At 43.4% G+C, this 19047-nt stretch carries 20 protein-coding genes; 16 read left to right on the plus strand and 4 right to left on the minus strand.

What is annotated here, in order from left to right; genetic code table 11:
- Window positions 1-2: 2 nt before the first annotated feature.
- From AC25CA_RS03785 to AC25CA_RS03840, 12 genes are all read left to right on the plus strand, one after another.
- Window positions 3-377: a RidA family protein gene (locus tag AC25CA_RS03785; RefSeq protein ID WP_486815713.1), complete on the plus strand. Its 375-nt coding sequence runs from the start codon at window positions 3-5 to the stop codon at window positions 375-377.
- Between the two features lie 96 nt (window positions 378-473).
- On the plus strand, window positions 474-1253 hold the full coding sequence (locus AC25CA_RS03790) for a GNAT family N-acetyltransferase (protein WP_486815714.1): 780 nt from the start codon (window positions 474-476) through the stop codon (window positions 1251-1253).
- A 106-nt stretch (window positions 1254-1359) separates the two neighbouring features.
- Window positions 1360-2502, plus strand: coding sequence for an MFS transporter (locus AC25CA_RS03795; protein ID WP_486815715.1), 1143 nt, complete (start codon window positions 1360-1362; stop codon window positions 2500-2502).
- Window positions 2503-2567: 65 nt separating this feature from the next.
- Complete coding sequence (locus AC25CA_RS03800; RefSeq protein ID WP_486815716.1) at window positions 2568-3521, plus strand: 2-hydroxyacid dehydrogenase; 954 nt, start codon at window positions 2568-2570, stop codon at window positions 3519-3521.
- A 1-nt stretch (window position 3522) separates the two neighbouring features.
- Window positions 3523-4233, plus strand: a complete 711-nt coding sequence (locus tag AC25CA_RS03805) for a sulfite exporter TauE/SafE family protein (protein WP_486815717.1) — start codon at window positions 3523-3525, stop codon at window positions 4231-4233.
- A gap of 13 nt (window positions 4234-4246) precedes the next feature.
- On the plus strand, window positions 4247-5200 hold the full coding sequence (locus tag AC25CA_RS03810; protein ID WP_486815718.1) for a dipeptidase: 954 nt from the start codon (window positions 4247-4249) through the stop codon (window positions 5198-5200).
- Between the two features lie 17 nt (window positions 5201-5217).
- Complete coding sequence (locus AC25CA_RS03815; RefSeq protein ID WP_486815719.1) at window positions 5218-6216, plus strand: tocopherol cyclase family protein; 999 nt, start codon at window positions 5218-5220, stop codon at window positions 6214-6216.
- Window positions 6200-6865 (plus strand): TraX family protein, encoded by a 666-nt coding sequence (locus tag AC25CA_RS03820; RefSeq protein WP_486815720.1) that lies wholly within the window; start codon window positions 6200-6202, stop codon window positions 6863-6865. The genes AC25CA_RS03815 and AC25CA_RS03820 overlap by 17 nt, the downstream gene beginning before the upstream one ends.
- 80 nt (window positions 6866-6945) lie before the next feature.
- Window positions 6946-7608: a BUD32 family EKC/KEOPS complex subunit gene (locus tag AC25CA_RS03825; protein ID WP_486815721.1), complete on the plus strand. Its 663-nt coding sequence runs from the start codon at window positions 6946-6948 to the stop codon at window positions 7606-7608.
- Between the two features lie 57 nt (window positions 7609-7665).
- Window positions 7666-8115, plus strand: a complete 450-nt coding sequence (locus AC25CA_RS03830) for a hypothetical protein (RefSeq protein WP_486815722.1) — start codon at window positions 7666-7668, stop codon at window positions 8113-8115.
- 71 nt (window positions 8116-8186) lie between these two features.
- Window positions 8187-8837 carry an HAD-IA family hydrolase gene (locus tag AC25CA_RS03835; protein ID WP_486815723.1) on the plus strand — a complete coding sequence of 217 codons (651 nt, stop codon included), beginning with the start codon at window positions 8187-8189 and terminating at the stop codon, window positions 8835-8837.
- A gap of 90 nt (window positions 8838-8927) precedes the next feature.
- Window positions 8928-10112 carry an MFS transporter gene (locus AC25CA_RS03840; protein ID WP_486815724.1) on the plus strand — a complete coding sequence of 395 codons (1185 nt, stop codon included), beginning with the start codon at window positions 8928-8930 and terminating at the stop codon, window positions 10110-10112.
- A 34-nt stretch (window positions 10113-10146) separates the two neighbouring features.
- On the opposite strand, the gene AC25CA_RS03845 is transcribed toward AC25CA_RS03840, so the two are convergent.
- Genes AC25CA_RS03845 through AC25CA_RS03855 form a run of 3 tightly spaced genes read right to left on the minus strand, consistent with a single transcriptional unit; the run spans window position 10147 to window position 14433 of the window.
- Window positions 10147-11493 carry a citrate/2-methylcitrate synthase gene (locus tag AC25CA_RS03845; protein ID WP_486815725.1) on the minus strand — a complete coding sequence of 449 codons (1347 nt, stop codon included), beginning with the start codon at window positions 11491-11493 and terminating at the stop codon, window positions 10147-10149.
- A gap of 4 nt (window positions 11494-11497) precedes the next feature.
- Window positions 11498-12502 carry an isocitrate/isopropylmalate dehydrogenase family protein gene (locus tag AC25CA_RS03850; RefSeq protein WP_486815726.1) on the minus strand — a complete coding sequence of 335 codons (1005 nt, stop codon included), beginning with the start codon at window positions 12500-12502 and terminating at the stop codon, window positions 11498-11500.
- Complete coding sequence (locus tag AC25CA_RS03855; protein ID WP_486815727.1) at window positions 12499-14433, minus strand: aconitate hydratase; 1935 nt, start codon at window positions 14431-14433, stop codon at window positions 12499-12501. Before AC25CA_RS03855 ends, AC25CA_RS03850 begins: the two co-directional genes overlap by 4 nt.
- A 296-nt stretch (window positions 14434-14729) precedes the next feature.
- Between AC25CA_RS03855 and AC25CA_RS03860 the strand changes: the two genes are divergently transcribed.
- The 4 genes from AC25CA_RS03860 to AC25CA_RS03875 all read left to right on the plus strand — a co-directional run bounded on the left by AC25CA_RS03860 (window position 14730) and on the right by AC25CA_RS03875 (window position 18324).
- Window positions 14730-15509, plus strand: coding sequence for an alpha/beta hydrolase (locus AC25CA_RS03860; protein WP_486815728.1), 780 nt, complete (start codon window positions 14730-14732; stop codon window positions 15507-15509).
- Window positions 15510-15511: 2 nt separating this feature from the next.
- Window positions 15512-16714, plus strand: a complete 1203-nt coding sequence (locus tag AC25CA_RS03865) for a patatin-like phospholipase family protein (protein WP_486815729.1) — start codon at window positions 15512-15514, stop codon at window positions 16712-16714.
- A gap of 103 nt (window positions 16715-16817) precedes the next feature.
- Window positions 16818-17630 (plus strand): 4Fe-4S binding protein, encoded by an 813-nt coding sequence (locus AC25CA_RS03870; RefSeq protein ID WP_486815730.1) that lies wholly within the window; start codon window positions 16818-16820, stop codon window positions 17628-17630.
- The gene (locus AC25CA_RS03875; protein WP_486815731.1) at window positions 17620-18324 is read left to right on the plus strand and encodes a hypothetical protein; all 705 of its coding nucleotides are present in this window, start codon (window positions 17620-17622) and stop codon (window positions 18322-18324) included. The genes AC25CA_RS03870 and AC25CA_RS03875 overlap by 11 nt, the downstream gene beginning before the upstream one ends.
- A 31-nt stretch (window positions 18325-18355) precedes the next feature.
- On the opposite strand, the gene AC25CA_RS03880 is transcribed toward AC25CA_RS03875, so the two are convergent.
- Complete coding sequence (locus tag AC25CA_RS03880) at window positions 18356-19021, minus strand: Crp/Fnr family transcriptional regulator (protein WP_486815732.1); 666 nt, start codon at window positions 19019-19021, stop codon at window positions 18356-18358.
- Between the last annotated feature and the right edge of the window lie 26 nt (window positions 19022-19047).

The raw sequence follows: 19047 nt of genomic DNA on the forward strand, positions 1-19047 counted from the left end.
TCATGGCAAAAAAAATTATTGCAACAACCAATGCACCGGGAGCAATTGGACCTTATTCACAAGCTGTTCAAATCGGAAATTTGGTGTATACATCAGGACAATTGGGAATGACAACTGCCGCTGAGATGCCAGCAACGATTGAAGAACAAACCAAACTGTCTTTGGAGAATGTGAAAGCGATCCTAGCAGAAGCAGGTACGGATATGTCGAAAGTGATTAAAACTTTGGTTTTTATCAAAGATATGAATGACTTTGGCGCGATGAATGGGGTATATCAGCAATATTTTACTGAAAATTTCCCTGCAAGAAGCTGTGTGGAAGTGGCGCGTTTGCCAAAAGACGCATTGGTAGAGATTGAAGTAATCGCAGAAGTATAGGCAAGAGCTACAAGTAAATAAAGAAATTTTACAAAAAAAGGCTTGATTTCTCAAGTCTTTTTTTGTAAAATTACGGAAATTAAAGGGGGAGAAAACATGTTGGAGCAATTGCATCAAATTCATGCAAAAGAGGTTGAAGACTTCTTAGGGCAAGCACCGGGATTTGCCTTGTTTATTATAGGTGATATTGAAAACTTTGGTTATGATTCATCATTTCAGACGATTTGGGGGGATCGCGACGATCATGGTGCTCTCCAAGCTGTATTGCTCAGGTACTATACCAATTATGTTATTTATGCACCGGGCGCATATGACGCGGAGCGAGTGGCTGCTAAGATTCAGGAAAATTCAGAGTGGACCAATATCAACGGTTGGGCGGAAGCTATTCGACAAGTGATGCCCTATGTTGAAGAAGGAGAAAGTAAGGAAATGTATTTTGCGGAATGCAAGGAACTGGAAAGGGCCTATCCAATTCCGGAATCCGTTGTAGAAGCAGATTTTGATGATATTGAAGGAATTCTCACTTTACGTGGTACCATTCAAGAGTTTAGTCAATCAAAAGACGGGGCGAAGTTGATGCGCCATAAGATGGAAACGAAATCGGGACGTGAAGTGATTTGTAAGATCGACGGCAAGGTAGTCGCGGGAGCAGCAACCACGGCTGAAAATTCACAGTCTGCCATGGTGGTGGCAGTCTGTACGGATCCGGCATATCGCAAGCATGGCTATGCATCGGCCTGTGTGACCAAGTTGGCTAAGGACTATGTCGTTCTTGGAAAGCGTCTATATTTGTTCTATGACAATCCCAATGCCGGAAGGATTTACAATCGCATTGGATTCCATGAAATTGGAAAATATACGATGATTCAACGATAAATATTGCCTTGCTCGAAATGATTTTGATCTATTTTTTTAGGGTCATATGTCCTAGACAGGTAAAACGCCTTCCGATATACTGAGAAAGCTATTTGGGAGGAAATTTATGAGATTAGCATATATAACGGTATTTTTTATTCAATTTATTATGACAATGGAATTAGGGAGCGTTTATCCCATTGCACCATATTTGGCTGAATTATTCGGGATTGATGCATCAAGGATTATTTTGATTAACATTGGATTTGCTATATTTGGTTTGTTGGCACCAGTCTTCGGGATTTTGGCGGATCGAATTGGAACACGAAAGACGATAACGAGCAGTCTAGGTGTTTTGGCACTGGGAATGGGGGTGACTGCCTTTTCTCAATCGGCGCTTCATTTTCTTTTGGGTCGAGCCATTATTGGAGCAGGTTTTTTTAGCTTGTCGGGTTTGCTTGTCGGCTATATGGGAGATTTGGTCCCTTATGAAAAGCGGGGACGAGCGTTAGGTTTTGTTCGATTTGCTTTCGCTATTGGGATCCTTCTGGCGCCGGTATATGCATCTTATATGGTGGTACTCGTTGGCATTAAGGGTTTATATCTGCAGTATATGGCTGGGGTTCTTTTTGCTTTGATTTTATCTTTGCGGTTGCCGAAGCCGGATCACCATGAATCTGCAGGCCGGCTTAATTGGCAAGAAATTAAAATGATTCCGAAAGTGCCCGCGGCAAAGCTCTTTATGTTACTTCAATTTGTTTTGGCGATTCCAGCTGTTTTTGTCTATGGCTATTTGAGTATTTACTTGCACCAACTATCGATTTCCCAAAGTGCCACCGGGTGGATTTATTTGATTGCGGGACTCGGAACAGCGGCCGGCGTTTTGTTGGCTATGTGGCGGTCGGATCGATGGGGAAAAGCACGCTTTGGCCAAATCAGTTTTAGCATCATGGCAGTTTCGATTTTTTTTGTAACAAAGGTTCCAGTAGCGCTGATCGCGATTCTTCTTTTTTTCTTTGCATTTGGATATGACGGGGGATGGCCGGCTTTTCAGGCTTTGGCATCGGAAGTGATGGCGGAGCGTCGGGCAACCTTTATGACAATCATCTATTTGACGGTTTCAATCTCGAATGTATTGATGTATCTGATTGCACCTTGGGTGTATGAAACTATTGGATTTTCGGGGATCAGTTGGATTGCTAGCATATCGGCGATGGCCTGTGTGGGTCTCTTGTTTGTTATTCAAAGAAAATACGCGGAAAAGTTTTAGATCGACGAGAGTCGGTCTTTCTTTTTATGATAAAATAAAGCTATATGTGAAGGAGGAATGATGGGATGAAAATAGTGTTAATGGAACCATTGGGTGTGGCTGTTGAAAAAGTGAATCAAATGGCGGAGGTTTTTTGTGGTCATGGTCATGAATTTGTTTCCTATGATTCGGTTGCAGTTAGTGACGAAGAAATGATTGCGCGTGCCAAAGATGCGGACTTATTGATGATCGCGAACCACCCATTACCAGCCGCGGTGATTGATGCGGCGGTAAACTTAAAGATGATTTCAGTAGCTTTTGTCGGGGTTGATCATATCGCCTTGGATTCTTGCAGGGAACGGGGAATTGTGATTAGCAATGCAGCCGGATATTGCGACGATGCCGTGGCGGAATTGGCATTGGGTATGAGCCTGACTCTTTTACGGAATGGACGCCAAGTTGATGCGGCGGCTCGAGAAGGAAAAACACGGGATGGATTGGTTGGCAATGAACTGGCAGGAAAAACCGTTGGCATTATTGGAACGGGATCAATTGGGTTAAGAACAGCAGAATTGTTTAAAGCCTTTCGATGTAATTTAATTGGCTACTCCCGCAGCGAGCGGGAAGAGGCAAAAGCGCTGGGACTTACCTATAAAAGCCTGATCGAGGTCATGAAGGAAAGTGATATTGTTTCTGTCCATACACCATTGACGGGCGCGACAAAGGGCATGATCAATGGCGATTTGATCGCTTATATGAAGCCAGAAGCGCTGTTTATCAATGTAGCGAGAGGTCCTATTGTGGATAATCAAGCCTTGGCGGATGCCTTAAATGCGGGATTGATTCGTGGAGCAGGGATTGATGTATTTGATATGGAACCGCCCTTACCAGCAGAAGAACCCTTGCACCAAGCCAAGAATGTATGGCTGGCACCTCACGTTGCCTTTGCGACCAAGGAATCAATTGAGCGTCGAGCGCAGATTACCTTTGATAATGCAAGGGCTTGGATCGACGGCACACCGCAGAATGTGAAGGCATAAAATGATATACGTATTTTTATTTCTAGCGGGTGCAGTCCAAGGGGCGGCTAATTTTGGTTTTGTTTTGATTGCCCTTCCCTTGCTGGGCTTGTTTATGCCCTTAAAAACCGCGGTGCCACTTTTGACTTTGGTTGGTTTGTTTTTGGGTACAGCACAATTGTTTCAAATTCGAAAGAAACCAGATTTGAAGATGGTGAGCCTTTTGTTGATTTCTGGCATGATTGGGGTGCCTTTGGGCACTTGGATTTTGGTTGCCTTTGATGATGTCTTGTTAAAAGGGATTGTCGGAATTATTTTGGTTGTTGCGGCAGTTTTATTGGCCAAGGGCTATCGGGTACGCCGTGGTGGAAAGATGCTTCATACGGTGGTTGGAGGTTTTTTAAGCGGGCTATTAAAGGGCGCGGCAGCCATTGGTGGCCCGCCCATTGTGATCCTTCTTAGCAATTACGATTTGGACAAGCAGACCTATCGGGCGAATATTTTGACTTATTTTTTCTTGATCGGTGTTTTTGCCATTCCGAACTATGTGCAGGCTGGCTTGTTTAATCAAGCTATGTTTTTCCAATCCATTCGTGGGTTTGGAGCAGCAGCTCTGGGATTGGTGGTAGGAAACTTGATTTTTAAACGAATCGACGAGATGAAGTTTAAACGGTTGACTTATGGTATTGTCTTGTTATCCGGTGTGATGACGATGATATCGGTGTGGAATTAAAGGGGGAACATGCATGCGATTGGTGGATTTTCATTGTGATACGATTTTACGATTGATGAACGGGTCGGTAACTGGGGACTTGATGAAAAATGACGGTCATATTGACTTGGAGCGGTTGCAACAAATCGGCGCCTTGGCGCAATTTTTTGCGGTTTTTGTTGATTGGGAAGATGAAGCGGTACAGGTAGATCCTTTTGCCTATGCATTAAGGGGCATTCAATTGTTTAAAGACCAAGTAAAGCTTTATAAGGATCAAATTGGTATTGCTCATAATTTGGAGGGAATTCTTAAACTGGAGAAAGAAAACCGCTTGGCTGGGATTTTAACCATTGAAGAGGGTGCCATATTAGAAGGAAAGATGGACCGGCTTGAAACTTTATATCAAGAAGGGGTGCGTTTGATTACCTTGACTTGGAATTATGAAAACTCTTTGGGGTATCCTAATGCTAAGGACCCCATTCTTATGGGAAAAGGCTTAAAATCTTTTGGGAAAGAGGTTGTAGAGCGAATGAATGACTTGGGCATGATTGTCGATGTTTCACATCTTTCTGACGGTGGTTTTTGGGATGTTGTTGAAATATCCAAGAAACCCTTTATTGCTTCCCATTCCAATGCCCGTGCCATTAAGGATGTGACAAGAAATTTGACTGATCCCATGATCCGAGCCATAGCAAATCAGGGCGGCGTCATTGGACTGAACTTTTGTCCCTTCTTTTTAAATGAAGAAAACCATGAAACGGTTGATGCCTTGGTGCAACATCTAATACATATCATTGATCAGGGTGGAGTTGAGGTTGCTGCAATCGGAACGGACTTTGATGGAATTGGTGGAAAAATGGATTTGGCTCATGTGGGCCAAATGGACCGATTGAGACATGGATTGAGAAAGGCGGGGGTATCCTCGTCAAGCATTGATAAAATTTTCTGTGAAAATGGATTGCGGGTGATACTAGACACCATGCGATAAGAAAGAAGGGGATTGTGATGATTCGACCAATTGAAAAGATCTATCATCCTGTTTGGAGGCAACTAGCTGGCGGCCAAGCAGGTTTTGAAGGCTGGTACTACCGTTTGGTCAGTGCGGATCATCTTCACTCTCTTGCCTTGATACCTGGCTTCCAAAGAGGCGAAAAGGAGGAGGGCTTTCTTCAGATTTTGATGCAAGGATGGGAAAGGGGCATGTGGCTGTCTTACCCCATGGAGGAGATGGCCTTTACGGACCGTCCCTTTGAAGTACGAGCGGGTAAAAACATCTTTTCCCTCAAAAACATTCATCTCAGTGTCGATTCGCCCAGACGGATCCGGGGCCAGGTGCAAATTAAAAATGCGAGGACTTATCCGGTGACTCTAATATCGCCCGGGATCATGGGCTGGTATCGTTATGTGCCGAAGATGGAGTGTTATCATGCTGTTGTTATGATGGATGCGGAATTGGATGGTGAGATTCAAATTCAAGGTCAGTCAATTGATTTTACAGGTGGCAGGCTCTATGTTGAAAAGGACTGGGGTGCAAGCTTTCCTTCTGCGTGGATTTGGGTTCAATCCAATCAGTTTAAACAAACAGGAACCAGTTTTATGTTGTCTCTTGCAGACATTCCGTGGCGAAATTCTTCCTTTGAAGGCTTTATCGCCTATTTGCAGACACCAGAAAAATTGTATCGGTTTACGACCTATACGGGTGCGAAAATTGTACATTGGGAAGAAGATAGCAAGGCGATTCATTTAACTCTTGAGGATCGCAAATATCGCCTGTCGATACGGATCATCCGGTCGGGCGGAGGGGAATTGAGGGCACCGCAAAACGGAAGCATGAATCGAATATTAAAAGAAACAATTGCTGGAAAAGTAGATTTGTGGTTAGAGAAAAGGAATGGAGAACGAATCGTATCCTGTACGGGAGATCCAGCTGGATTTGAGCAGGCTGGCATTTTTAAGAGTAGAGAAGTCAGGGGGGGATCGTTGTCGGATGAAGAAACGAAATGATATGCTGAAAATCATTGGGATGATCAGTATGGTAGCGGATCATGTGGGTGTTCAATTTTTTTCCGAAAATCCAGCGATTCTTTATTATGCCTTGCGGATATTCGGGCGATTGGCATTTCCAATTTTTGCGTATTTGTTGGCGATGGGTTTCCAGCGAACCCGTGACTGGAAAAAATATGCCATGCGTTTGGGTGTATTTGCACTGATTACCCAGATTCCTTTTCAAATCTTTGCGGGTCATTTAAATGTATTATTCACTTTTTTAGTGGGTATTTTCTTTTTGAAGGCATATGAAAAGCAGGAGCCGCTAGGCATGTTGGCTGCCATTTTGATTGCTGAATTTTTACGGATGGATTATGCAGGATATGGACTTCTTATCATTTTTATTTTTTATCGCTTTGGAGAGGAAAAACAAAAAAGTTTCTTCTATATATTTGGACTGACAGCCCTGTATGGAACACTCAGCGTTTTGTCATTGGGATCATTTGAATGGGTTGTGATGATTCAATTGGCATGTGTGCTGGCTTTGCCGGTGATCTGGCATGAATTCCATTGGCGGATTCAATTGCCCAAATGGACAGGATATGCTTTTTATCCCGCACATATAGCAATTTTGTTGGGTATTCAGGCCTGGATTGATAAAATGTAAGGAATCTGGAGGAAATCGTATTCACAAACGATAGGAAATCTGTTATAATCTTGACTATTAAAGAAAAGTTAGGTGATGACATGAAGTGGATACTGGAAAAAGAAATAACACGCGTTGGAAGCCATCAAAATCGCGTGTTTTATGCAAAAATTGAAAATGATGAAAAAACATCATGCGCTTATAAGGAGTTTTCTTCACCAGAAGCAAAAGAACGGGAAGCCATGCTCTTAAAAAGCTTGAGAAAACATGCTTTGCGTGTTCCAAAGCTTTTGGATGTTGATGACAAGGGGATTCTCCGTGAGTGGATTGATGGACCTACGGTAGAAGAAATTTTACTTCAAATGGAAGAGGCTCAAGTTGACCACTATGATGCACATGACAATGAGTCTTTGATTTATCGGTTAATCAATTGGTTTTATGATTTTCACACCATCGCATCCTGTATGGAACATCAAGACCTAGTGATGCATGATGTCCATCCAAGCAATTTTGTGATGCGACGGGGACAGATATATGGATTGGACTTCGAGGATTGTCGTCCTGGCGTTGTTGAGACAGATTTTGGTCGATTTTTGGTCTTTTTAATGCGTAGTGGTTCCTTTGAGTGGCGTGTTGAATTTGTTAAGCAGATGTTAAAGAGTGTGGAAGGCGAATTTCGATACAATCTGGAATTGGTGAAACAAGGTATGGAAGATATGAGCGAGAAAGAAGAGTGGAAACAAATAAGCGCCATATTTAATTAAGTGCCGGCTGGTACTTAATTTTTTTCTTTACAGGTTTGTGAAAAGAAGGAGAGTTCTATGAAAAAAAGGATTGGTGTCTTGGGTATTTTGTTGTTTGTTTTATTGATGACGGGGTGTTCGGACGAGTACGCAAGTGTGATGCAAGATCGTGTGGAAGAGGGGCAAGAGTTTACGCAAATCACCTTGGAGTCAGATCATTTGATTCGTACGTATATGGTAAGTGAAGATGGCCTTGCGGCAAAGATTGTTCAGATCCTTGAATTTGCATATGAGAATGAACCTTACCAGGTTTTGATTGAAGTTGATCCAATTGAGGAATCATTTTTGGGATTTGAAAACCTGACAGGCACAGATGGAGAATCGATCCAAAAGTGGCAGCAGGAATTGATCGGATTTTCCGTATCGGAAAAGGTACCGGTTCTTGACGGATCAGATCTAGAATCACTTTGGACATCCATGGTAAAAGAAGCGCAAGCCAATTATCTTCTTCTTGTTAAAAGCGAGTAAATTAGACAGAGAAGATGACGAAAAGCCGTAAAAAATGGTATAATTAAAGATACGGCTGAGGGGGAGTGACGATGGAAAGAAAAAGTTCAGCGATTCGATGCATCATTTTTGATTTTGACGGTACAATTGCGGATACGGAACATTTTGCGTTTCACATCTCCAATGAATTAGCAGAACGATATAACTTTAAAAAAATTACCCGAGAAGAATTAACCGAAATCAAGAAGATGCATTTTAAAGAGATTATGGAATACATTGAGATTTCAGCACGCCAGTTTCCCTTTATTCTACGGAGAGGGCAAAAATTACTTCGTCATAATATGCATGAAGTTCAATTTTGTGAGGAGCATTTTCCGGAGTTTTTGGATGACTTGAGGAAAAGAGAGATCCTTCTTGGAATTATTACGTCCAACACAAAGAAAAATGTATTGCGATTTTTAAAGCATAAGAATATTGAAATCTTCGAATTTGTATTGGCGGCATCTCTGTTTAACAAACAGTCGAAGGTAAAGCGTATTATGAAAAAATATAAGTTGTCTCCCGAGGAAATTCTATATGTGGGAGACGAGGTGCGAGATATTCATTCGGCTCGTGCGTCGGGTGTGCATATTGCTTCCGTGGTTTGGGGGTATAATGACAGACAAGTACTTGAAGTCGAACAACCGGATTGGCTGTTGGAAGATTCGAGAGAAATATTGGAAATTTTAGATGGTGAAAAATAGGCAGAGAAATCTGCCTTTTTTTATTTTGAGGGATTGCAAACAGAACTGTTTCTGCTATACTGCAACTAGTTGAACAATTGGGAGGAAGGTATGCAGCAGAAACTAAATCGAAATCCAAGAAAACTAGCCTTGCTTTTATTGGGGACAATGGTATTTTTTGCCTTGTTTGATAGCCCGAAAAACATCTTGATTCCAGCCTTTAAACAGACGTTTGAAATTGGGAATACGATCATGGGCAGCCTGGTATTTGCTTCGAGTCTTTCTTTTACCATTATGACCTATTTTTCGGGAAAAATTTGTGAGAAATTGGGTCACAAGAAGATGATTGTTGGAAGTTTGTTTGGCCTGGCACTTGTTGCGCTTGGGATTTGGCGCGTAGAGTCATCCTTTGCTTTTGCAGTTTTATTTGTGGGCCAGTCGATTTTTATTGCACCCTTGGTTTTTGGGTTGAATACCATGGTTCCTTTGATCCCGGTACGCAATTCGGCGTTATTGATGAATCTTTTGCATTTTTGCTATAGTTTGGGTGCTATGACCATGTCAAAATCCATCGGACAATTGCTTGGAAGGGGTTTTGCTTGGCCTAAAATCTATTTGTTGACCTCGCTTGGATTGATCGGCCTTGTCGGATTTAATCTTTTTGCAAGCTATCCAACCAAGCAGAATCGGGTGCAAGCCCATGGGAAAACGGAAGGGAGTTTATCACTTAAAAACCCTCTCTTGCTGGGTGTGATCGGTGCCTTTTCGGCTTCCATCGTTGCGGAGACGACGATTGGACAATGGTTTAGCAATTATATGGTGGAGGGATTTTCCTTTGAAGTCAATCAAGCGGCAAACCTCTTGTTCTACTATTTGGCTTTGCATGCCATTGGGCGGTTGATTGGTGGATTTGTTGCAGGACGGTTTGGGACACAAAAAACCCTTGTCTGCTCTTTAGCAGCGGCATGCGCACTTACGGTAACAGGAATTCTGCTGAAGGAGCAAGGCTTATTTTTGATTGCGGGTGCTGGGCTCTTCTTGTCCATTAATTATCCAACCAGCTTACTTTTGGCACAATCGTTATTTCCGACTCAATCGATGCGGGCGACGAGTCTTGTGTTGACGAGTATTTCTTTTATTAATATGTTTACTGGGATTGTTGTTGGAGTGTTGAATGATCAGATTACAGCCTATCGAACTTTTTTCTTAATTCCTGTCATGCTTGTGGTTTCACTGGCCTTTCATATCTTTGTATGGTCGCATGGAAGAGATCGGGAACCACTAAAAAATCATTGATCAAGCAAAAAAAGACATCCGAGGATGTCTTTTTTTATTTCCGTTCTTTCAGTGGATGGTAGTGGTGCAATTCATTGACCGTTTTGTATGCGGGTCGAATAATTTTTTCGTCACTGACCAGTTGTTCCAAGCGGTGGGCGCACCAACCAGCAATTCGACTTGTGGCAAAGATAGGGGTGTAAAGATCTTCTGGAATCCCCAGCATCTCCAAAACAAATCCTGAATATAAATCCACATTGGCTGCGATGTGGGCATGAGGTCCTCGCTTTTCGTAAAAGAGCGCTCGAGTAATGGATTCGATATGAGCGTAAAGCTCAAATTCTTTTACTCGTCCTTTTTCAATGGCGAGTTCCCTGGCCTTTCTTTGAAGGAGGACGGAGCGGGGGTCAGACTTGGTGTAGACCGCGTGGCCCATCCCATAAATTAAGCCCTTTTTGTCGAAAGCCTCTTTGTTAAGTAAACGTTCCAGGTATAGGCGTAATTGTGCGGGATCGTGCCAGTCTTCCACCTCATTCTTGATGGCTTGAATCATCTTGCAGACCTTTAGGTTTGCACCGCCATGCTTGGGCCCCTTGAGAGAGCCGACGGCTGTGGCGACGGCTGAGTAGGTATCCGTGCCAGTAGAGGCAACTACATGGGTGGCGAAGGTCGAGTTATTGCCTCCGCCGTGCTCTGCCATAATTACCAAAAGCAAATCTAATGTTTCTGCTTCTAGAACCGTGTATTCATTATTGGAACGGCTCATATGAAGAATATTTTCTGCGGTTCCTGCATTTTTTTTCGGTGGATGGATATAGAGGCTTTTTCCCTCAAAGGCACGGGCTTTTGATTGATAGCCATAAGAGATAATGGTTGGGAATTTGGCGATTAGATTGAGGCTTTGTTCCATCAAATTTCGCATGCTTAGATCATCCGGGTTGTCATCATAGGAGTAGAGCACCAGGGTGCTTCGCTGTAGTTTATTCATGACGTTTTTCGATGGAATGCCAATGATCATGGAATCCGTAAAGCCAGATGGCAGATCTCTTCTTTCATCGAGAATGGCATTGAACTTTACCAACTCTTCTTTTGTCGGCAATTTGCCGAAAAGAAGCAGGAAGGCAGTTTCCTCAAACCCGCGACGATTTTCAGTTTGAAATCCATCGACTAAATCGAAGATATCGATGCCGCGGTAGAATAGGCGTCCTTCTTTGGGAACCTTAGTTTTATTGATGATATCGTAGCCATCAACGTTGCCGATTTCTGTTAAACCGACGAGAACACCCGTGCCATTGGCATTTCGGAGCCCTCGCTTGATATTGTATCGATCAAAATCAATGTCAGGTATATGATTGTTTTTTGTGGCTAAATCTGTTAGGTATTCGAAGAAATCATTCTTCATTCGATCACCTCCCCTGCATTTTATTGATGATTGCTGCGGTCATCTCTGTTGTTGATGCTGTACCGCCCAAATCCTTGGTGACGTGAACGCCCTCTTTGACAATGGCAGCAACGGCATCTCTTACTTTTTTTGCGGCTTCAGTTTCTCCTAAATAGTCCAATAGGCTGGCGCCTGAGAGGATCAATGCCACGGGGTCGGCTGTATTTTTGCCGGCCATTTTCGGCGCGCTGCCGTGAACGGCTTCAAAGATAGCGATATCTTCTCCAATATTGGCACCTGGAACCAAGCCCAATCCGCCGACTAAGCCTGCACAAAGATCAGAAAGAATGTCACCATAGAGGTTCATGGTGGCAACCACATCGAATTGATAAGGATTGATGACCAATTGCATGCACATATTGTCGATGATCACTTCTTCATATTCGATATTGGGATATTTTTCTGCGATGGCACGGGCACAAGTTAAAAAGAGCCCATCGGTGTCTTTTAGGATATTTGCCTTATGGGCAACGGTTACTTTTTTTCGTCCATTTGCTGCGGCATAGGCAAATGCGCTTTCCATAATTCGAGTCGATCCCTTTCGGGTGATTCTTTTTCTAGCGATAACCGTATCGGCATCCAGAAACTCTTCATCACCGATATAAAGTCCTTCTGTATTTTCCCGGAAAATAACAAGATCCAAATCAGGATAGCGGGCTCGTTCGCCCTGTAAGCTGATGATGGGGCGGATATTGGCATAGAGATCATATCGGTTTCTTAAATGCACGTTGATGCTTCGAAAGCCGCTGCCGACAGGGGTTGTGATGGGCCCCTTTAAGGCAACTCGATTTTTTTCGATGCTTTTATAGACTTCGTCGGGAACGAGGACGCCTGTTTCTTGAAAAACGGCTTCCCCGGCATTCACAGTTTCCCATTCAATGGCTACACCACTTGCATCAATAATTTCTTTTGCTGCCTTGGCGACTTCGGGTCCAATTCCGTCGCCTGGAATAAAGGTTACTCGATTCATGATAAGATCTCCTTTTTCGTGAAATTCAAGGTGCCGCCAATCATCAGGACTTGGACATCCCGTGCGGAGCCTTCAAAGGCTACCTGGCATGAAAATCCTTGTGTTTCGTTGATGAGTTCGAAGGATGCATGGCTTGCCAAAGCGTCGTGAATGGCATTGAACTTTAATTCATCCGTCTCGTTAAAACGATCGTAATCCGCCGGATCAACAAAGACTAGTGGAATAATCCCTGCGTTGATCAGGTTTTTCTTGTGAATGCGTGCAAATGATTTAGCGATGACAGCCTTGACGCCCAGATAAAGGGGCACAAGGGCCGCGTGTTCACGTGACGAGCCCTGGCCGTAATTGTCACCACCGATGACGAATCCGCCGCCTGCAGCTTCCGCTTTCATTTTAAAATCTGGAATCAGGGTGCCGAAGCAGTACTTCGACAATTCTGGAATATTTGAGCGGAACGGCAAAAGCTTCGCGTTGGATGGCATAATGTCATCCGTAGTAATATTGTCGCCTGTTTTTAATAACAGGGATCCCGTTAGATTTTCAGGAAGGTCTCCGCTAAGTGGGAATGGTTTGATATTCGGGCCCATCACAACAGACAATCCGCTTCGATCCTCTGGTGGATAGATCAAGTAGTTTTCAAAATTCGCAAAGGTCTCCGGCAAGACGATGGTTGGCGCCTCCATGCCATATTCGTCTGGAAGGGTAACTTGACCTGTGATGGCTGCGATTGCCGCAGTCTCTGGACTGACAAGGTAGACATCCGCATCCATGGTTCCACATCGCCCTTGAAAGTTACGGTTGAAGGTACGAAGGGAGATGGCACCGCTCTTTGGCGCTTGCCCCATACCGATGCATGGCCCACAAGCTGCTTCTAAGACGCGCGCTCCTGCAGCGATTAAATCGCCGAGAGCACCATTATCGCTCATCATTTTGAGAATGTTGCTGGATCCTGGAGAAATGACAAAGCTGACATTTGGATGAACACTCTTGCCTTTTAAAATTGCGGCTACTTTCATTAAGTCGGTATAGGAAGAGTTTGTACAACTTCCGATGGCAACTTGATCCACTTTCATGCCGGCAATTTCCGAAAGCCTTGCAACGGCATCCGGGCTATGGGGCTTTGCTACCATGGGAACCAAGGTGGATAGATCGATTTCCAAACGCGCGTCGTATACGGCGTCTTCATCGGCAGTTAGTGCTTGATAGTCTTCTGCGCGTCCCTGACGAGTAAGAAAATCAAGGGTTTGCTCGTCTGAAGGGAAGATAGATGTGGTTGCACCCAATTCAGCGCCCATATTGGTAATCGTTGCACGATCAGTAACGGATAGCGATTTTACGCCACTGCCCGTGTATTCAATAATATAACCAACGCCACCCTTTACACTCAGGTTGCGAAGCACTTCAAGAATGACGTCTTTGGCGGAAGACCATGGCGGCAAGCTGCCGATCAGGTTCACCTCGTAGACCTTTGGGGCTTTCATTGGGTAGCTGCCCTTGGCCATAGCAACGGCAACATCCAATCCGCCGGAACCGATGGCAATCATGCCGATTCCACCGCCAGTTGGCGTATGGCTGTCGGATCCGATTAAGACCTGGCCGGGTTTTCCAAAACGTTCCAGGTGCAATTGATGACAGATTCCATTTCCGGGCTTTGAGAAGACAATACCGTACTTGGCAGCTGCAGTTTGTATAAAAAGGTGATCGTCTGCATTTTCAAAACCAGCTTGCAGGGTATTGTGGTCAATGTAGGCAACGGAGCGGTCGGTTTGAATGGAATCAATACCCATGGCTTCTAATTGTAAATAAACCATGGTTCCTGTTGAATCTTGAGTCAAGGTTTGGTTAACGCGAATGGAGAGCTCTTCTCCCTGTGCAAGTGTGCCAGCTAGACAATTTTTTTCTAAAATTTTGTAGGCTAAAGTTTTTCCCATTTTTCCCTCCATGCAAGAAATTTTATTCTTATTGCATTATTATAAAGCTTTCTGAATCATTAGTCAAAGGTAAATATTGCAAGAAAACATGCATTAATATAGTGATTTCAATGGGTTGAGTCTGCTTTATTTCGATAAAGTGGCTGAAATTCCCATCATGAAAATGTTTTCATAATGAATGTGCAACAAACGCTACTTGCATTTTGATATTTTGTGCAAGTTTTCGTTCATTTTGGTTCCACTCCGCCAATCTGCTATACTAAAAAAAAGAAGAAAATTAACGAGGAGGAAGAAAAATGGCTTTAATTCATTGCCAGATTGACTCGAAGATATTGGATCTTGAGATGTCTGTGAACGTCATTCTTCCGGATGGGGTAGAAACCTTGCCGGCAGAATTGCCCACTTTATATTTATTGCATGGACTTTCTGGAAATTATAGTTCTTGGTGTAGAAAAACAGCGATCGAGCGGTATGCGTCGGCGTATAAGGTTGCTATTGTTATGCCGGAGGTTCACCGAAGTTTTTATACCGATATGGCGGTTGGATATCCGTATTGGACTTTTCTTTCAGAAGAATTGCCGACCATGATGGAATACTATTTTCCCTTATCAAAGAAAAGAGAAGATCGATTTGTCGCTGGTCTTTCCATGGGCGGTTATGGTGCCATGAAATGGGCATTGGGATGCCCGGACAAATTTAGTTATGCAGCGAGTCTCTCTGGTGCTGTGGATCTGTATTATCAATATCAGATTACCCAAAATGCCCCGGAAATGGAGGCGATACGTCCAGAAATGGAAAATATTTTTGGAGACTTAGATCGATTCGAAGGAAGTCCCAATGATTTATTTACACTAATGAAGCAAGCGAAAAAACGCAGTGAATTGCCGGAGTTATTTGTACTATGTGGTACGGAGGACTTTTTATATCCAAGTCACTTGCATTTTCTTGAAGGATTAGAGTTGCAAGATATTCAAGCCAAGGTATTTGAAGAGCCCGGTGCGCACGAGTGGGATTTCTGGGATCGAAATATTCAACGGGTATTGGCATGGCTACCCATAGAAAAGCAGGGGGAATAGACATGCGATATGCATTGGCATTAGAAGGAGGAGGCGCAAAAGGTGCCTATCAAATGGGTGCGGTAAAAGCCCTCTATGAACTGGGATTTGAATTTGAAGCGGTAGCGGGAACCTCTGTCGGTGCATTGAATGGGGCAATGATTGCCCAAGGTGATTTTAAACGTGCATACGAATTGTGGGAAAATATGAAACCTTCAATGGTTGTGGATATGACTGATGCGGAGTATCAGAAATTAATGAATTTGCAACTGGAGAGAGAAGATTGGAAAACCATTCGGTCCAGACTTGCCAAACTAATTAAGGATGGCGGGGTGGATACGGCACCCCTTAGAGCTTTGGTTGCAGATTATATTGATGAAGAAAAGCTTAGACAGTCACCTGTAGATTTTGGTTTGGTTACGATTTCGCTAACGGATTTTAAGGGGATGGAATTATACAAAAATGAAATCCCACCGGGCCAAATAACGGAGTATGTATTGGCGAGTGCCAATCATCCTGCCTTTAAGAACGAACCCTTGGTGGGAAAATGGTTTACAGATGGGGGCATGTTTGACAATCTGCCGATCAACCTATTGCTTCGTCGTGGTTATGTGAATATTATTGCACTTCGCATTTTTGGCTTGGGCATGAAACAGCGGTATGATTCGAACCGTGCTAATATGATTGAAATTGCGCCAAGAGAAGATTTAGGGGGAACTTTTGATTTCACCCAAGAAAAAACGAAGCACAACTTGCAATTGGGCTATTATGACGTCTATCGCCATTTCCAAAAATTACGGGGCGACCAATATTATTTGCGGATGGACAAAAGTGCGAGTGAGATTTTGGATACGTTATTTGCCCTTGATGACGAAGTGATTCAAAGTATTGCAGAGGAGATGGGTCTTGACGAGGATATGCCAGCGAAACGACTGCTTTTAGAAAAAGTGGTTCCCATGATTGCTCGTTATTTGGAAGTGGATGCAACCGCCGATTACGATGAAATTGTCATTCGTCTTTTGGACCATGTGGCTGCGCAACTTGAAATTCCTCGCTTTGAAATTTATGACTTTAGTCAGTTTTATCGTCTGGTGTGTGATCGCTATGAAACGAGAAAAACGTCTGACATGTCTAGCTTTGTTCGAAAAATTCCCTATGGGGGCATGGTTAGCAAGCAGGTACGGGAAGAATTGTATTATCAGATTATGAAATATGTTTTTTGTTAGAAGGTCTATTTTTGTTGTTAGATGCCACTTCATTTTTGAAGTGGCTTTTTTGTCACATGACTGCCACACACTTCGAGTATATTGGTAGAATAAGGAGGTTTTTATGAAGACTAGACGGTGGGTACAAATTGGTTTTTTTCTTTTTATTGCGGCAATTGCGGTGAATCATGGCTTGGCAGAATCTGGGGGCGGCATTGCCTGGTTGTCAAATGCATCGCTCCATGCAATCTGTCCATTTGGTGGGGTTGTCACCTTGTATACATATATAACGGATGGGGCTATGATCAAAAAGATTCATGAATCATCCTTGGTTCTGATGGGGCTCGTTCTATTTCTTAGTGTTCTGGTTGGACCGGCATTTTGCGGCTGGGTCTGCCCGCTGGGATCAATTCAGGAATGGGTTGGAAAACTTGGACGGAAGATTTTCGGAAAGTCATACAATCGTCTAATTCCCAAGAAGGCAGATCGCCTTTTGGGATGGATCCGGTATGGTGTTTTGGCTTGGGTTCTTGTTGTGACGGCTTTGTCGTTTGATTTGGTATTCTCTACAGTAGACCCATACTTTGCCTTATTTCAATTTTGGACGGGAGAGGTTGCGATTTCGGCAATCATTATTTTACTAACGGTTCTTGGACTTTCTCTGATTGTGGAACGACCATGGTGTCGATACGCATGCCCATATGGTGCTTTTTTGGGAATTAGCAATAAATTTCGTATCTTTACGATTCGAAGAAATGCCAAGACCTGTGTCGATTGCAAACAATGCGATTCGGTTTGTCCCATGGGGATTGAAGTATCGACATCGGGAAAGGTCCGCGATTTAAGATGTATTAGCTGCATGGAATGCACATCGGAAGCCGCCTGTCCCATTCCAGAAACTGTTCAATTGTTGGGAGGGATTAAGGATGAAGCTTAATCAGAAAAGCATAGCGATTCTTGTTGTTGTCATCTTGTTCGGGGGCGTCTTTGTCAGTGACACTTTGGGGCTGTGGAAAACGGAGTCGTCCAAGGTGCCTGTGAAGATTCAGACTGGGGAGTTTGTTGGGGAGGCGGATCCGGCTGATATTCGGGGTTCTTACACCCTTTCGGATATTGCCAATGCCTTTCCGATTTCTGTGGAAGTGCTAGCCGAGGCTTTCTTTATCGAGGAGAATGCAGCCGAGTTTCAGTTGAAACGGTTGGAAGAAACGTATGCTTCTGAGGACGATTTTGAATTAGGAACGTCTTCAGTGCGGCTTTTTGTGGCACGCTATACGGGACTGCCTTATGAACGAACTGGAGAAGAGGCGCTCTTTCCACATACGATCGATTTTCTTGTGAAGGAAGGAAAACTCACTTTGGAAGAAGCGGAGCAAATTCCGATCATGGAATCAGAGATTCCGATTGTATATGAGAATGAAAATACGGTTGAAGAAGAACATGTAGAGCCTTTGGTGAAAGGGAATACAACCGTGGCTGATTTATTTGGTCTTGGTCTTTCGGAAGAGGAGATCGTTTCAGTGATCGGTGACTATGATTCCAAAGGAGACTTGGTGCGGGATGTCTGCAACAGCAATGAAGTTGCGTTTTCGAAAGCGAAACTGACGTTACAAGATTTGGTTGAAAAGTAAGGACTAAAAAGAAAAGACGCCTGGCTCACCATTATTCTTGGTGGTCCAAGGCGTCTTTAAATTTATTGATATCGGGGATTTGAAATCGTCCTTTTTCATAACCCAGCAAATTTTTGGATTCCAATTCCTTGACTATGCGATTGACGCTTCTCAAATGACATCCAAAGAGATCGGCTGTCAGTTTCTTGTCGACATAGAAAGGGTTTCCAAATTGCTGATGTTTTTGCAAAAAGAACTGCATCAGCCTTTGCTTTAAAGAGTATTGCATGTTCATAGAGGTATAGGCTGACATAATAGCTAGACTTTCGGCTAACTGCCCGATGACGAACATGGCAAATTCTGAGTCTGTTCGTATCCATTCCAAATAGGATTCCTGACTGACTTTAATAGCTTCTCCAGTTGAAGTGGCAACAACAGAACAAATAATTGGATCATTAGTGATCGCTTCGATTTCTCCAACGACTTCACCGGCATGATGAATATACCGTACGTGGCGAAGTCCAGTTTTGGTTTCAGAATAGGCTTGAGCCTCGCCGCTTAAGAGGATAAAAACCCAATGGTTTATATCATTTTGTTTCATTAAATAATCATCGGGTGAAAAGGATATTTTCTCCAATTTATCTCTAAGTGAGGCTGGGCAAATCTTGATGATTTCCTCATAACTTAATAGCTTTTTGCCATTTCGTTGCATTTTCATAAGCGGATCCTTTCGCACTTGTTTGC

This window comes from Gottschalkiaceae bacterium SANA, assembly GCA_036323355.1.
Lineage (GTDB): Bacteria > Bacillota > Clostridia > Tissierellales > GPF-1 > GPF-1.